At 64.6% G+C, this 15,598-nt stretch carries 13 protein-coding genes; 8 read left to right on the top strand and 5 right to left on the bottom strand.

What is annotated here, in order from left to right; all coding sequences use genetic code 11:
- Positions 1–61: 61 nt before the first annotated feature.
- The 3 genes from hisG to hisS are packed head-to-tail and all read right to left on the bottom strand — an operon-like array spanning position 62 to position 3,302.
- Positions 62–754, bottom strand: a complete 693-nt coding sequence (gene hisG, locus AN189_RS06170) for an ATP phosphoribosyltransferase (protein WP_056032687.1) — start codon at positions 752–754, stop codon at positions 62–64.
- On the bottom strand, positions 751–1,827 hold the full coding sequence (locus AN189_RS06165; RefSeq protein ID WP_056032684.1) for an ATP phosphoribosyltransferase regulatory subunit: 1,077 nt from the start codon (positions 1,825–1,827) through the stop codon (positions 751–753). Before AN189_RS06165 ends, hisG begins: the two co-directional genes overlap by 4 nt.
- A complete protein-coding gene (gene hisS, locus AN189_RS06160; protein ID WP_056033244.1) occupies positions 1,824–3,302 on the bottom strand; it encodes a histidine--tRNA ligase in 1,479 nt (492 codons plus the stop codon). Before hisS ends, AN189_RS06165 begins: the two co-directional genes overlap by 4 nt.
- Positions 3,303–3,401: 99 nt before the next feature.
- Here hisS and AN189_RS06155 point away from each other — a divergent pair, with 99 nt between their 5' ends.
- Positions 3,402–3,602: a SlyX family protein gene (locus tag AN189_RS06155; RefSeq protein ID WP_056032681.1), complete on the top strand. Its 201-nt coding sequence runs from the start codon at positions 3,402–3,404 to the stop codon at positions 3,600–3,602.
- An 8-nt stretch (positions 3,603–3,610) separates the two neighbouring features.
- Here the strand turns inward: AN189_RS06155 and AN189_RS06150 are convergent, their stop codons facing one another.
- Together AN189_RS06150 and dnaE are read right to left on the bottom strand one after the other, a co-directional pair.
- Complete coding sequence (locus AN189_RS06150; RefSeq protein ID WP_157057393.1) at positions 3,611–4,189, bottom strand: hypothetical protein; 579 nt, start codon at positions 4,187–4,189, stop codon at positions 3,611–3,613.
- A gap of 46 nt (positions 4,190–4,235) precedes the next feature.
- Entirely contained in the window at positions 4,236–7,736 is a 3,501-nt protein-coding gene (dnaE, locus tag AN189_RS06145; protein WP_056032675.1) for a DNA polymerase III subunit alpha, read from the bottom strand.
- A gap of 85 nt (positions 7,737–7,821) precedes the next feature.
- On the opposite strand from dnaE, the gene AN189_RS06140 reads away from it, so the two are divergent.
- The 7 genes from AN189_RS06140 (at position 7,822) to AN189_RS06110 (ending at position 15,596) form a co-directional block, all read left to right on the top strand.
- Positions 7,822–8,163: a helix-turn-helix transcriptional regulator gene (locus AN189_RS06140; protein WP_056033241.1), complete on the top strand. Its 342-nt coding sequence runs from the start codon at positions 7,822–7,824 to the stop codon at positions 8,161–8,163.
- A gap of 12 nt (positions 8,164–8,175) precedes the next feature.
- Positions 8,176–8,655: an SRPBCC domain-containing protein gene (locus AN189_RS06135; protein WP_056032672.1), complete on the top strand. Its 480-nt coding sequence runs from the start codon at positions 8,176–8,178 to the stop codon at positions 8,653–8,655.
- 32 nt (positions 8,656–8,687) lie between these two features.
- On the top strand, positions 8,688–8,984 hold the full coding sequence (locus AN189_RS06130) for a hypothetical protein (RefSeq protein WP_056032669.1): 297 nt from the start codon (positions 8,688–8,690) through the stop codon (positions 8,982–8,984).
- A 582-nt stretch (positions 8,985–9,566) separates the two neighbouring features.
- Positions 9,567–10,919, top strand: coding sequence for a xanthine dehydrogenase small subunit (gene xdhA / locus AN189_RS06125; RefSeq protein WP_056032666.1), 1,353 nt, complete (start codon positions 9,567–9,569; stop codon positions 10,917–10,919).
- A complete protein-coding gene (gene xdhB / locus AN189_RS06120) occupies positions 10,916–13,336 on the top strand; it encodes a xanthine dehydrogenase molybdopterin binding subunit (protein WP_056032663.1) in 2,421 nt (806 codons plus the stop codon). Before xdhA ends, xdhB begins: the two co-directional genes overlap by 4 nt.
- A complete protein-coding gene (gene xdhC, locus AN189_RS06115; protein WP_056032660.1) occupies positions 13,333–14,076 on the top strand; it encodes a xanthine dehydrogenase accessory protein XdhC in 744 nt (247 codons plus the stop codon). Before xdhB ends, xdhC begins: the two co-directional genes overlap by 4 nt.
- A complete protein-coding gene (locus AN189_RS06110; protein WP_056032656.1) occupies positions 14,073–15,596 on the top strand; it encodes an ABC transporter ATP-binding protein in 1,524 nt (507 codons plus the stop codon). Before xdhC ends, AN189_RS06110 begins: the two co-directional genes overlap by 4 nt.
- Positions 15,597–15,598 lie beyond the last annotated feature (2 nt).

Below are 15,598 nucleotides of genomic sequence, written 5' to 3'. Positions count from 1 at the left end.
TGACCTGTCTGCTTGGCTGGCGCTATGACCTGCCGGTCAAACAACCGTGTTGAACTGGCACCTAGAGCCCCAGCGTATGTTCAAGCGCGCGGAAGGTGTCGCGCTGCGCCATGGTCCACCCGGACCGCGACGACCGGAACAACGTCGCCTGACTGGCGTGGATCATGCCGTCGCTGAGGATCTTCAGACCATTGGCCCGCAGGGTTTCCCCGGTCGAGGTGATGTCGGCGATGGCTTCGGCGGTTTCGTTCTTGATCGTGCCTTCGGTCGCACCCTGACTGTCGACCAGCGCATAATCCGCGACGCCTTCGCGGGCGAGGAATTCCCGCACAAGGCGATGATACTTGGTCGCGATGCGCAGGCGGTGCCCGTGCGTTGCACGGAACGCAGCGGCAACCGCATCAAGGTCGTCCACCGTATCGACATCGACCCAGCCTGTCGGCACGGCGATGATCAGATCGGCACCACCGAACCCCATCGGGGTCACCTGGCGCACGGTGCTTTCCCAGTTGGCGAGCTTTTCCCGGACCAGATCGGACCCGGTGACGCCCAGCTGGATGCGTCCAGCGGCCAGTTCGCGCGGAATTTCACCGGCGGACAGCAGCACAAGATCGACACCGTCGATCCCGTCAACGGCCCCGGCATATTCACGGTCAGACCCGGATTTGCGCAGTGTCACGCCCCGTTTGCCGAACCACTGAAACGTCTTTTCCATCAGCCGCCCCTTGGACGGCACACCCAGTTTCAGCATCACATCTGTCCCCTGACGGCCAGCACCAGATCGGGGCGGATCACGCCGCCGACCGCAGGCACATCGGTATCACCCAGCCGGGCGGTCAGCGCGTCATAGCGCCCGCCCGTGGCGACCGGGGGCTGGTGCCCCTCTGCCGCGTAAAACCCGAACACGAAACCATCGTAATATTCCAACGAGGTGCGGCCATAGCTGCCTTCGAATTCCAGCGCGTCCACATCGATCCCGCGCAGATGCAGCGCGTTCAGCCGCGCATGCATCCGGGTCACCGCCGGTTCGATCGCGGGCATGTCGATGGCGATATCGCGCAGACGACCCAGCGCCTGCGGCGCGGTCGCGCGCAGATCGAGGATCACATCCAGCAGTGCGATTTCACTGGCCGAGATGGGGGCCGCAGCCGCGTCTTCGCGCAGGGATGCGATCCTTGCCGCGATTTCAGCACGGGTGCGGACACCTGCAAGTGCGGGTGCGCCGTCCAGCGGATCGGCCAAGGCCAGCAGCGCGGTCCGCGACGCAGGCGGCGGCGTGCGCCCGCCGAACCGGTCCAGCAGCGCGCGAAACCGCCGGGGCCGCCAGATGTGACGCATCAACGCATCCTTGCGCGCCTGCGTGGTCCGCAACCCACGCACGGCCGCCATCAGCACGCCGATATCGCCGGTCGCCGCCCGCAGCGGCAAATCTCCAAGGGCCGCACGGATCGTGGCGAAAACCTCGGCCTCGGCGGCGGCAGGATCGTCACCGCCCATGATCTCGAACCCGACCTGCACGAATTCGGTCGCGCGGCCGGGGTTCACGTCCTGCTTGCGAAACACGCGGCCCGCGTAGGTATAGCGCGCCGGATTGGCGTGGGACTGCATGTGCATCTGCACCACCGGCACCGTGAAATCGGGCCGCAGCACCATTTCGCCCAAGGCCGGGTCGGACGTCAGATAGGACCGCCCGCGAATATCCTCGCCATAGAGGTCCAGCAGCGTATCCGCCGGTTGCAGCACATCCGTATAGACCGTCTGCGCGCCAGCCTTGGCAAAGCAGGCGGACAGGCGGTCGGTTTCAGCCTGTATCGCGCGGCCGTTCACGACTGGTCTTCCAGCATCTGACGGATCCGTGCCAGCATCTCGGTGCGCGGCACCTCGACCTGCTGGGGGCGGTCCTTCCATTCCTCGGCGGTGGCGTCCTTGGCGATCTCGGCCCCCAGGATCAGGTCCTTGATCTGCACGACGTCACGGTCGAATTCGTCGCCGCCTGCGATCACCGCGATGGGGCTGTCGCGTTTATCCGCGTATTTCAGCTGGTTGCCGAAATTCTTGGGGTTGCCCAGGTAGACCTCTGCCCGGATACCCGCCTGCCGCAGTTCTGCGACCATGTTCTGGTAATCGGCCATGCGCGCCTTATCCATCACCGTGACGATGACCGGACCGCTGGCCTTGGTGTCCAGCCGCCCCTTGGCGTGCAATGCGGCCAGCAGGCGATCGACGCCGATAGAGACACCCGTCGCGGGCACCTCTTGCCCGGTAAAGCGTTTGACCAGATCGTCATAGCGCCCGCCCCCTGCGACAGAGCCAAAGTTGCGCGGACGCCCCTTTTCGTCGGTCACCTCAAATGTCAGTTCCGCCTCGAACACCGGGCCGGTGTAATAACCAAGGCCGCGGACGACGGAGGGGTCGATGACGATGCGGTCAGGGCCGTAGCCTTGGGCCGCGAGAAGGTCTGCGATCAGCTCCAGCTCATCGCAACCGGCAACCCCGATCTGGCTGTCACCGACCAATTCGCGCAAGCGCGCAACCGTGGTCGCACCGTCATCACGTTTTGCGTCCATGAAACCGACGATCACCTCGGCAGACGTATCATCCAGCCCAGCACCCTTGGTGAAATCCCCGCTTTCATCCTTGCGCCCTTCACCCAGCAGGGCACGCACGCCTTCGACGCCCAGACGGTCCAGCTTATCAATCGCGCGCAGGACGATCCCGCGTTCGGCGTCCTTGTCGTCGCCTGACAGGCCCGCGACCTCCAGCACACCGTTCAGGACCTTGCGGTTGTTGACCCGGATCACATAGTCGCCGCGCGGGATGCCGACGGCCTCCAGCGTATCCGACAGCATCGCGCAGATTTCGGCATCCGCTGCGACCGACGGCGCGCCCACGGTATCCGCATCGCATTGATAAAACTGACGGAACCGCCCCGGTCCGGGCTTTTCGTTGCGCCAGACCGGTCCCATCGCATAGCGGCGATAGGGCGACGGCAGTGTGTCGCGGTACTGCGCCGCAACCCGCGCCAGCGGTGCTGTCAAGTCATAGCGCAGCGCCAGCCAGTCGCTGTCCTCTTCCCATGCGAACACACCCTCGTTCGGGCGGTCCACGTCGGGCAGGAACTTGCCCAGCGCCTCGACCGTTTCGACCCCGGATGTTTCCAGCGGGTCAAAGCCGTAGCGGTGATAGACCTCTGCGATCCTGGCGAGCATCTCGTTGCGATGCGTGACCTCTGCCCCAAAGTAGTCGCGAAAGCCCTTGGGCGTCACGGCCTTGGGGCGCGGGGTCTTTTTCGGCTTTGCCATCGGATCACCTGTGGGTCTGTCAGTCGCGCGCGACATACCCCGCACGGGCCTGCGGGGCAATGGCTTGGCATGGCGGGCGCAATGACCTAACTCTGGCGCATGGATAACACTGACCTCGAAATACAGATCGCCCACCTGACCCGGTTGGTCGAGGACCTGTCAGACGTGGTCGCACGTCAGGACAAGGATCTGACCATCGCCCTGCGCCGGATCGAAATGCTGATGCAGCGCGAGGCAACCCGCGAGGCCGAAAGCAGCGGCACCGTGCCGCTGGGCGACGAACGTCCGCCGCACTGGTAGGACGGCGATCAGGGCGTTTCGGTGCCGCTGGCCGCGACCGTGCCCTCGTGCAGCAGAAATTCCTTCCATGACTTGCTGCCCGAAAACTGCGGATAGGCGGTCACGAACACGGTCCGACGTGACAGCGCGTCGATCCTGCTGCCGCAAGGCGCGCCCGTGCCGACCCCGCAGAATGCACGTTTGATCGCCTCATAGGCCGTGTCGGTTTCGGAATAACGCTGCTGCGCAGGCGTCCGGGCATAGCGCACACCTTCGTGGGTGCTGACATCGCCGGTCAGCACGAGGGCGGCCGTGAACTGTCTGGCGCAACCGTCGCTGAACCCGTCGATGTAATGCGTGCGCACTGCAGTGCTGGTCGGCGCGGTGTCGTAGACCGTATAGCCAGAGGCCGCGACAACCGGCATGCCCATATCCGCCGTGGCGATGCCACATGTGGTGGCGATTTCGCCAAAGGGCAGCGCGGCCCCCGGCCCCACCTGCAAAGCGTCCACGTCCGACGTGACCAAAGGCGTGCCTGTGCCCAGACCCGCGCCCGCACAGCCGACCAATGCATAGCACCCAAGTGCTGCTATAATTCTCTTCATCATGTCGACCGTCCTCACCTCGATAATGCCGCAGGCCAATCACCCACGGTTACGCATCTTCCACCTCGATCACGCCGCTCAGCGACCGCAAGGCCCCCCTGATCTGCGGATTGACCGGAAAATCCTGTCCCAGATCGACCTCGACCTCGCCGGGCAGGCCGTCCCCCATCAGGCAGAAAAACACCGGACCGCGTGCGCCCTTGACCCGGTCCTTTGTGGCATTGGCCAAGATCGAGGCAACGGACGGGATGGCCTCTGGACCATCGAGGAACACGCGCAAACCGCCACTGACCGCATCGACCACCGCCGTGTCGATCGGGCTGACCGACCTGCCCAGCAGTTTGAGCTGGTCGGATTCCATCGTCGCCTCGCATTGGATCACGACCTGATTGCCGGTTTCCAGATGTTCGCGCGCAACCTCCAGCGTGTCGCTGAACATCGTGACTTCATACTGGCCCGTGGGGTCAGACAGCTGAACAAAGGCAAACCGGTTCCCGCGTGCCGATTTGCGTTCCTGACGCCCCGACACGGTGCCCGCCATTTTCACGATGCAAGCGCCGCGTTCGGCCTTGGCCGTCACCTCGTCCAGCGTCAGCACCTGTTTGCGTTTCAGCGCGCCCATGTAATCGTCCAGCGGGTGACCGGACAGATAGAACCCGATGGCCTTGAATTCCTCTGCCAGCCGTTCGGCAGGCAACCAGTCGTCGCCACCCGCCAGACGCGGTTCGGGCAGATCCTCTCCGGCGTCACCGAACAGACTGACCTGATTGGAATTCTTCTGATCGTGGATCGCCGCCGAATAGCCCACCAACGCATCCAGTGACGCCATCACGCGCCTGCGGTTCGAGTCCAGCACATCGAATGCCCCGGCCCGCGCCAGCATTTCCATCGGGCGCTTGCCGACCCGTTTCAGATCGACCCGGCGGGCAAAATCGAACAGCGTGACGAATTCCCCATCCGCACGGGCGGCCACGATCAGCTTCATCGCCTCGACGCCCACGTTTTTCAACGCGCCCAGCGCATAGACCAGCTTGCCCTCGTGGACATCGAACATCGCCTGCGACCGGTTCACACAAGGCGGGGTATAACCGATGCCAAGCCCCTTTTTCACCTCCTGGAAATAGACACCGAGTTTGTCCGTCAGGTGAATATCGCAGTTCATCACGCCGGCCATGAATTCGACCGGGTGGTTCGCCTTGAGCCATGCGGTCTGATAACTGACGACGGCGTAGGCGGCGGCGTGGGATTTGTTGAAACCGTAGTTGGCAAATTTTTCCAGAAGGTCAAAAACCTCGCGGGCCTTTTTCTTGTCCACGCCGTTGGCGACAGCACCCGATTCGAACTTGGGACGCTCCTTGGCCATCTCCTCGGCGATCTTCTTGCCCATGGCGCGGCGCAGCAGGTCGGCGCCGCCAAGCGAATAGCCCGCCATGACCTGCGCGATCTGCATCACCTGTTCCTGATAGACGATGATGCCTTGGGTTTCCTCGAGGATGTAGTCGATGCTGGGGTGGATCGATTCCAGCTTTTTCTGGCCGTTCTTCACCTCGCAATAGGTGGGGATGTTTTCCATCGGACCGGGACGATACAGCGCCACGAGGGCAACGATATCCTCGATGCAGGTCGGCTTCATCCGTTTGAGCGCATCCATCATGCCGCTGGATTCCACCTGAAACACCGCGACGGTTTTGGCCGCCGCATAGAGCGCGTAGGATTTCGGATCGTCCAGCGGAATGGTGCCGATGTCGTTTTCCGCACCCGCTGGCGGCTGATACAGCGTGTTGCCCTCTGCATCGACGTGCAGCGGACGACCCGATTTCAGGATCAGATCGACGGCGTTCTGGATGACCGTCAGGGTTTTCAGACCCAGAAAGTCGAATTTGACCAACCCGGCCTGTTCGACCCATTTCATGTTGAACTGCGTCGCGGGCATGTCGGACCGGGGGTCCTGATACAGCGGCACCAGCTCGTCCAGCGGGCGATCCCCGATCACGACACCGGCAGCATGGGTGGATGCGTTGCGCAACAGCCCTTCGACCTGTTGGGCATAGGTCAGCAGCCGGTCCACGACCTCTTCGTTCTTGGCCTCTTCGCGCAGGCGCGGCTCGTCCGCCAGCGCCTTTTCGATGCTGACCGGCTTGACGCCTTCGACAGGGATCATCTTGGACAGACGGTCCACCTGACCGTATGGCATCTGCAACACGCGGCCCACGTCGCGCACGGCCGCCTTGGACAGCAGCGCACCAAAGGTGATGATCTGCCCCACCTTGTCGCGCCCGTATTTGTCCTGCACGTAGCGGATCACTTCTTCGCGGCGGTCCATGCAGAAATCGATGTCGAAATCGGGCATAGAGACCCGTTCGGGGTTCAGGAACCGTTCGAACAGCAGGCTGTAGCGCAGCGGATCAAGGTCGGTGATCAGCAGCGCATAGGCCACCAGCGACCCCGCACCGGACCCGCGGCCCGGACCCACGGGAATATCCTGATCCTTGGCCCATTTGATGAAATCCGCCACGATCAGGAAATAGCCGGGGAACCCCATGCCCTCGATGATGCCCAGCTCGAATTCCAGCCGCTTTTCGTAGTCCTCGACAGGGGCCGCATGCGGAATGATGGCCAGACGGGCACGCAGGCCTTCCTGGGCCTGACGCCGCAATTCCGCCACCTCGTCATCGGCGAATTTCGGCAGGATCGGGTCGCGTTTGTAGACCTTGAACGCACACCGCTTTGCGATCTCGATGGTGTTGTCCAGCGCCTCTGGCAGATCGGCGAACAGCGTCGCCATTTCCCGTTCCGATTTGAAATAATGCTGCGGCGTCAGCCGCCTGCGGTCCTCTTGCTGATCGACATAGGCCCCGTCTGCGATGCACAGCAGCGCGTCATGCGCCTCGTACAGGTCGGATTTCGGGAAATACACATCGTTGGTGGCGACCAGCGGCAACCCCTTGGCATAGGCGATCTCGATATGACCACGCTCGGACAGGCGTTCCGCTTCGGGCAGACCGCCGCCGTCAGGGTGGCGCTGCAATTCGACATAAAGCCGGTCGCCAAACAGCGCATGCAGCGTATCTGTCAGTGCCTCCGCCTTGGCGCGCTGGCCCTGCCGCAATAACCGGCCGATGGGTCCGTCAGGCCCGCCGGTCAGGCAGATCAGGCCCGCGTGATGGTGGCTCAGATCGTCGACGGTGATCTGCGGTGCCAGCCCGTCGCCGGATAGATACAGCGCCGAATTCAGCTTCATCAGGTTCATGTAGCCCGCCTCGGACTGCGCCAGCAGCACGATCGGGGCGGGCGCATCCGGCCGCTTGCCCGGTTCGGGCGTGGTATAGCCCAGGCTGATCTGGCAGCCGACGATGGGCTGCACACCGGCCTTGGCCGCGTATTCGCTGAATTCGAGGGCCGCGAACATGTTGTTGGTGTCGGTCATGGCGACCGCGGGCATGCCCGCCGCCTCGACCATGCCCGCCAGTTTCTTGACCGGCACGGCACCTTCCAGCAACGAATATTCGGTGTGGACGCGCAGATGAATGAATCGGGGTGTCTTGCTCATGACGGCAGGTTACGGCGGCGGGCCACCGCGCGAAAGCCCACAAGCGACGTTGACGTGGCATCCCGCCGATGCAATCTGGTGGGGTATGACCCTGCCATTGAACGCCTTTTTCTCGGCCCTTGCCGATCCCACCCGCCGCGCGGTCCTCGAACAGCTGGCGGGCGGGCCAAAGACGGTCACGGCACTGGCGGCACCTCACCCCATCGCGCTGCCCACCTTCATGAAACATCTGGGCAAGCTCGAGGCCGCAGGCCTTGTCCGTTCGGTCAAGAAAGGGCGCGTGCGCACCTGCCACCTGAACACCGATCCCCTGATGGAGGCGCAGGGCTGGCTGGCCTGGCAACGGACAATCTGGGAACGGCGGCTGGGCGAACAGGGCCAGATGGCCCTGATGCTGGACGACACCGATGATCTGGAAAATTCATAAGGGTTTCCGAACATGACCGCAGCGCATGCCCTGTCATTCACCCGCAGCCTGTCTGCGACGCCCGCACAGGTCTGGCGCTGCTGGACCGAACCGGACCTGATCTGTCAGTGGTTCGCCCCGCAACCGGTTCAGGTCACCCATGCCGAAATCGACCCCCGGCCAGGCGGTAGGTTTCGCACTGTCATGGTCATTCCGGATCACGGCGAAATGGCGGCCGCACACGGTTGCATCCTAGTCGCAGAGCCCGGCCAGCGCCTGGTCTGGACCAATGCGCTGGGGCCGGATTTCCAGCCTAACCTGCTGGCCCAGGATGCGACCGATTTCGCATTCACCGCCGAAATCCTGATTGCCCCCGCCCCGGGCGGCTGCACCTACACCGCCACCTGCACCCACGCCACAGCCGCGGCCGCACAGGCGCACGCGGACATGGGGTTTCATGACGGCTGGGGGGCTGCCACCACACAACTGGACACATTGGCCCGGACACTTTGACCCTGCGCCAAGTCCGAAAACAGGAGAACACGATGCGCATCACACTTTGCGCCGCCGCGGCGGCAATGGCCCTGACCGGTTGCGGGCGCGACGGCGACGTCAACCTGCTACCCGGTCTGGGCCAGTTCGAGGTCGTCGGCGTCGAAGACGACGACATGTTGAAAATGCGCGCCGGACCGGGCACGGGCTTTGTCACGGTGCTTGGCCTGCCCAACGGGACGATCGTGAACGTGGAGTCCTGCCAGCCGATGGGCAACACCCGCTGGTGCGCCGTGACACTGGGCGGCATCAATGGCCACGTCTCGGCCGCCTACCTGCAGGAACGCTGACCAGTCAGGCCAAGGGCTGCACGATTTCGATCCGGTTGCCAAAGGGGTCATCGACATAGAACCGCCGCAACCCCGGCAGTACCGTGATCTGCGCGCCCCCAAGGCAGCCTGCGCCGCCACGAGATCATCGACACTCAACGCGGGATGCGCCTTGCGCGCCGGGCGGAATGGGTCCTCGACACCCAGGTGCAGCGACAGCGTGCCACCCGCGAACCAGACGCCGCCCCGCCCGGCAAGGGCGGCAGGCTTTGCCACCTCGGTCAGCCCCAACCGCCCCACATAAAACGCACGCGCCATATCCTCTGCCCCTTCTGGCATGGCCAGTTGGACATGATGCAGCGCCGAAATCCTGAAACCCGTCATCGCAAACTCCTCTGCCGCGCATATTCGCATCCTGCTGCTTCCTGCGCCATGGTGCCGTATCATCTTGCCAAAAATACTCCGGGGGAGGCGCAGCCGGGGGCAGCGCCCCCTCCGCACTTGCCAAATGCAGCCCGATCCGGTTTTCTGTTCACCGGGCCGCGTCTACGCCGCATCGACGCGCCCGTTCCTGCACATCCGGTATCGCGGCGGACAATATTCATGGACATCACCTTTCGCCTCAACGGCGAGGTCGTCACTGCCGACACGACAGCCACGCGCACCCTGCTGGATTGGCTCCGCGAAAATCGCGGACTGACCGGCACCAAGGAAGGCTGCAACGAAGGTGACTGCGGGGCCTGCACCGTCATGGTCACCGACGATCAGGGGGCCCGGGCGCTGAACGCCTGCATCCTGTTCATGCCGCAACTGGCGGGCAAATCGATCCGCACGGTCGAAGGGATCGCAGGTCCTGACGGCACATTGCATCCCGCGCAGCAGGCCATGATCGATCACCACGGCAGCCAGTGCGGGTTCTGCACGCCGGGCTTCGTGGTCAGCATGGCGACCGCACATCTGAACGGCCGCACCGATCATGACGACCAATTATCCGGCAATCTGTGCCGCTGCACCGGCTACGCCCCCATCATTCGCGCGGCCGAGGCGACCGCATCCGCAGAAGTCCCGGTCTGGATGCACGACGCACCCGTAACCGCCGCGGCCCCATTTGCACCGGACAGCGCCGATGCGCTGGCCGCCTGGTATCAGGCGCACCCGGACGGCACGCTGATCGCAGGGGCCACGGACGTGGGCCTCTGGGTCACCAAACAGTTCCGCGATCTGGGCGAGGTGGCGTTTCTGAACCGCTGCGCCGACCTGCAACAGATCACCCAGACCGACGATGCGATCCATCTTGGTGCGGGCGTCACCATGACCCGCGTGCTGGACGCCATCGCACCGCATTATCCATCTTATGCCGCGATGATCCGGCGCTATGGCTCGGTCCAGGTGCGCAATGCCGCGACCATCGGCGGCAATATCGCCAACGGCTCTCCCATCGGGGACAATCCGCCCGCGCTGATTGCCCTGGGGGCTGTGCTGCACCTGCGCTGCGGGGAGGCGACGCGCGACATGCCGCTGCAGGACTTCTTTCTCAGCTACGGCAAGCAGGACCGCGCGCCGGGCGAATTCGTCACCGGCGTCACGATCCCCAAGGGCCGCGCGAACCACCGCGTCTACAAGATCTCCAAACGCTTTGATCAGGATATCTCGGCGGTCTGCGGGGCGTTCGATCTGGATATCGCGGATGGCGTCGTGACGACCGCGCGGATTGCCTTTGGCGGCATGGCCGGCACACCGATGCGCGCCGGGGCGGTCGAGGCGGGTTTGATCGGGCAGCCCTGGACCATCGCAACCGTGGAGGCCGCCCTGCCCGCCTTTGCCGATGATTTCCAGCCGTTGTCGGATATGCGCGCCAGTGCGGCCTATCGCCTGCAAACGGCCCAGAACCTTCTGCGTCGCTACCACGCCGACCTCGCGGGACAGGCCACCAGCCTGCATGCGGTGACAGCATGAGTGTCGCGAAACCCCTGCCCCATGACGCCGCGGCCCTGCATGTGACAGGGGCCGCCCGCTATGTGGATGATATCCCGACACCCGCGAACACGCTGTCGCTGGCCTTTGGCCTGTCGACCTGCGCGCGCGGCACGATCACGGCGATGGACCTTGACGCCGTGCGCGCGGCACCGGGCGTGGTCATGGTGATGACAGCGGACGATCTGGCGCGCGCCTGCGACGTCAGCCCGTCCAACCATGACGAGCCGCTGCTCTCCGACGGCACCGTGCATTATGCGGGCCAGCCCGTGTTCCTGGTGATCGCAGATAGCCATGGTCAGGCCCGCCGTGCCGCGGCGCTGGCGCGGATCACCTATGACGCACAGGACCCGATCCTGACGGTGGAACAGGCCCTCGCCGCCGACAGCCGGTTCGAGGATGGACCGCGCGTCTGGACAAAGGGCGACCCCGACGCCGCCCTGTCCAAAGCGCCCCACCGCCTGCAAGGCCGGATCACCATGGGCGGGCAGGAACATTTCTACCTCGAAGGGCAATCCGCCCTCGCCATCCCGCAAGAGGCGGGCGACATGCTGGTGCATTCCAGCACCCAGCATCCCACCGAAATCCAGCACAAGGTCGCAGAGGCACTGGGCGTGCCCATGCACGCGGTCCGCGTGGCCGTGCGCCGGATGGGCGGCGGTTTCGGCGGCAAGGAAAGCCAGGGCAATGCGCTGGCCGTGGCTTGCGCTGTGGCCGCCGCTGTCACGCGGCGTCCGTGCAAGATGCGCTATGACCGCGACGATGACATGGTCATCACCGGGAAACGGCATGATTTCACCATCGACTACGACGTGGGATTTGACGCAGGTGGCCGACTGCAGGCTGTGGATTTCACGCATTATGCGCGTTGTGGCTGGGCGATGGATCTGTCGTTGCCCGTGGCCGACCGCGCGATGCTGCATGCCGACAACGCCTATTTGCTGGACGCCTGCCGGATCACGTCACACCGGCTGAAAACCAACACGCAAAGTGCCACCGCCTTTCGCGGGTTCGGTGGGCCGCAGGGCGTCGTGGGGATCGAGCGGGTGATGGACCACGTCGCACAGACCCTTGGGCTGGACCCTGTCGCGGTGCGCCGGGTCAACTACTACCGCGCGATGGGCGATGTCGCAGGGGGGCTGTCTGCCCCCCGGCCTGCGGCCCCCCCCGAGAGTATTTCCGGCAAGATGATGCATGCGGACCTTGCATCGCGCGGATCACAGACCGTGGCGGACGATCGGCACGCGGTCGTGGCTGGCGATGTGAATACCACGCCCTACGGCATGGCGGTCGAAGACTTCATTCTGCACGAGATGACCGACCGGCTGCTGGATAAGGCAGATTATGCCGCCCGGCGTGCGGCGATTGCGGATTGGAACGCAGGATCGCCCGTGTTGAAACGCGGCATCGGATTTGCCCCGGTCAAGTTCGGGATTTCGTTCACGCTGACGCACCTCAATCAGGCTGGTGCGCTGGTGCATGTGTATCAGGACGGGTCGATCCACCTGAACCACGGCGGCACCGAGATGGGACAGGGGTTGTTCCAGAAGGTCGCGCAGGTTGCGGCGTCTCGTTTCGGCGTGGATGTGGGTGCGATCAAGATCACCGCGACCGATACCGACAAGGTGCCCAACACGAGCGCGACCGCAGCCTCGTCCGGGGCTGATCTGAACGGCATGGCTGTGGCGATCGCCTGTGACACGATCCGGGACCGGATTGCGGATTGTCTGGCCGCGCTGCACCAGGTCGCACCACAGACGGTGGTGTTCGGGGATAACACAGTGACGGTCGCAGGCGAGTCCATGACTTTTGCGCAAGCGGCCCTGACCGCCTATCAGAACCGGGTCAGCTTGTCGGCCACCGGATTTTACAAGACACCGGACCTGGCCTGGGACCGGATCGCCGGACAGGGACGTCCGTTTTTCTATTTTGCCCAGGGCTGTGCAATCACCGAGGTGGTGGTCGATACCCTGACCGGCGAAAACCGCATCTTGCGCACGGATGTGCTGCATGACGCCGGTGCCTCGCTGAACCCTGCCCTTGATATCGGACAGGTCGAGGGCGGCTATGTGCAGGGTGCGGGCTGGCTGACCATGGAGGAACTGGTCTGGGACGCGGCGGGCACGCTCAGGACCCATGCACCCAGCACCTACAAGATCCCGGCCTGTTCAGATCGCCCGCCGGTGTTCAACGTGGACCTGTGGGACCAGCCGAACCCCGCCGCGACAATCTACCGGTCCAAGGCCGTGGGCGAGCCGCCGTTCATGCTGGGCGTGTCGAACTTTGCCGCACTCGTGGATGCGGTGGCGTCCTGCGGGCCGCATTGGCCGGACCTGCAAGCCCCCGCGACCGCCGAACAGGTTCTGGCAGCGACCCTGCGCGCCAAGGGTCAGCGATGACGGCAATCCGCATCATCGTGCGCCAGACCGCAGGGTCGGTGCCCCGTGAGGCAGGCACGGCCATGCTGGTCTGGCCGGACCGCACCGAAGGCACCATTGGTGGCGGTGCCCTGGAATGGGAGGCCATCGCCCACGCCCGTGCGATGCTGCGTGACGGCCTGGCGCAGAGCCGCCAGACCGTGCCGCTGGGGCCTGCGCTGGGGCAATGCTGCGGCGGATCCGTGACCCTTGCGTATGATGTGGCGGACCGGCTGGAGCCACCCAATGGCGCACCCTTGTGGATCTGGGGTGCAGGGCATGTCGGTCGCGCCATTGCGGCCACGATGGCCCCGCTGCCGGAGTGGTCCGTGACGTTGATCGACGACGCGGCCGACCGGATGCCCCCGATGATGCCATCGCATGTGACCCCGCTGGTGGCCGCAGACATGGTACGGGCCGTGGCCCATGCGCCCGATGAGGCCCATCATTTGATCGTGACCTATTCGCACAGGATCGATCTGGATTTGTGCCATGCCATCCTGTCGCGGCGCTTTACGACGGTGGGGCTGATCGGATCGGCCACGAAATGGGCACGGTTTCGGGGGCGCTTGCAATCCCTGGGTCATGCGCCTGCACAAATTGCACGCATCGCCTGTCCAATCGGCGATCCGGGGCTGGGAAAACATCCGCAGGCCATTGCCATTGGTGTCGCATCCGCGATGATGCGACAGACCGCCGCAAGACAGGACCGCCGCGCATGAGAGATACGCTGCTGAACATCGCGGGCCTGACCAAGGCCTATGGCAGCGTGGTCGCAAACAGGGACGTGTCGTTTTCCGTGGGCGTGGGTGAAATCCACGCCTTGCTGGGCGAGAATGGCGCAGGCAAGTCCACCCTCGTGAAGACTATCTACGGTCTGGTCAAACCCGACAGCGGGACGATGAGCATGCGCGGCGCACCCTTTGTGCCGGCGGACCCCGCTGCGGCACGCAAGGCCGGTGTGGGCATGGTGTTCCAGCACTTTTCATTGTTCGACGCGCTGACGGTCGCGGAAAACATCGTTCTGGGCATGGACAATCCGCCCAGCCCCCGCGCCATCGCGGCCGAGGTGCGGCGCGTGTCGGACCAATATGGTCTGCCGCTGGACCCCGACCAGATCGTGGGCGATCTGTCCGCGGGTGAGCGCCAGCGGGTCGAGATCATCCGCTGCCTTCTTCAGAACCCCAAGCTGCTGATCATGGATGAACCGACCTCGGTGCTGACACCGCAGGAGGTCGAGATCCTGTTCAAGACCCTGCGCAAACTGGCCGCCGAGGGGACGTCGATCCTGTATATCAGTCACAAGCTGTCGGAAATCGCAGCCCTGTGCGAGGCTGCGACGATCCTGCGGCTGGGTCAGGTCGTGGCGACCTGCGATCCCCGCACCACGGCGCCGCGCGAGATGGCCGAACTGATGGTGGGTCAGGTCCTGCAATCGCCCGTGCGCGCCGCCCGACCGGAAGGAACCATGGCGCTGGAACTGACAGGATTGTCAGCCCCCGCACCGCATCGGTTCGGCACGGCGCTGCGCGACATCCGCATCGCCGTACGCGCGGGCGAGGTGCTGGGCATCGGTGGCGTGGCCGGGAACGGCCAGGATGAGCTGGTGGCCGTGCTGTCCGGCGAGACGCCGAGCGACAACGACGCCGTCTTGCTGGATGGCAAACCGGTGGGGCGCAGCCCGGTGAATGCACGCCGCGCACTGGGATTGCTCTGCGCGCCCGAGGAACGGTTGGGCCATGCGGCGGCACCGGAGATGAGCCTGACAGAAAATGCGGCCGTCACGGCCATTACCCGCAAATCACTGACGCAAAACGGATTTGTGGACTGGTCCAAGGCACGTGCCTTTGCCAGTGCAGTCATTGCGCAATTCGATGTCCGCACGCCCGGACCGCAGCACACGGCGGCCTCGCTGTCGGGTGGCAACCTGCAGAAATTCGTGATCGGCCGCGAGATCATGCAAGCCCCCCGTGTGCTGGTCGTCAACCAGCCGACCTGGGGCGTTGATGCGGCGGCAGCCGCGGCCATCCGGCAGGCGCTGCTGACCCTGGCGGATGAAGGGGCTGCCGTGGTCGTGATCTCTCAGGATCTGGACGAGCTGATGGAAATTTCGGACCGGTTCTGTGCCTTGACCGAGGGCCGGCTGAGCGCGCCACGCCCGGCCCGCGGCCTGACGGTCGACCAGATCGGGATGATGCTGGGCGGTGCCCATGACATGGAGGTCGCGCATGTGGCGGAATGAGG

The sequence above is a fragment of the Loktanella sp. 3ANDIMAR09 genome (genome assembly GCF_001420005.1).
GTDB lineage: Bacteria > Pseudomonadota > Alphaproteobacteria > Rhodobacterales > Rhodobacteraceae > Loktanella.
This window is presented reverse-complemented; position numbering and strand designations above follow the sequence as displayed.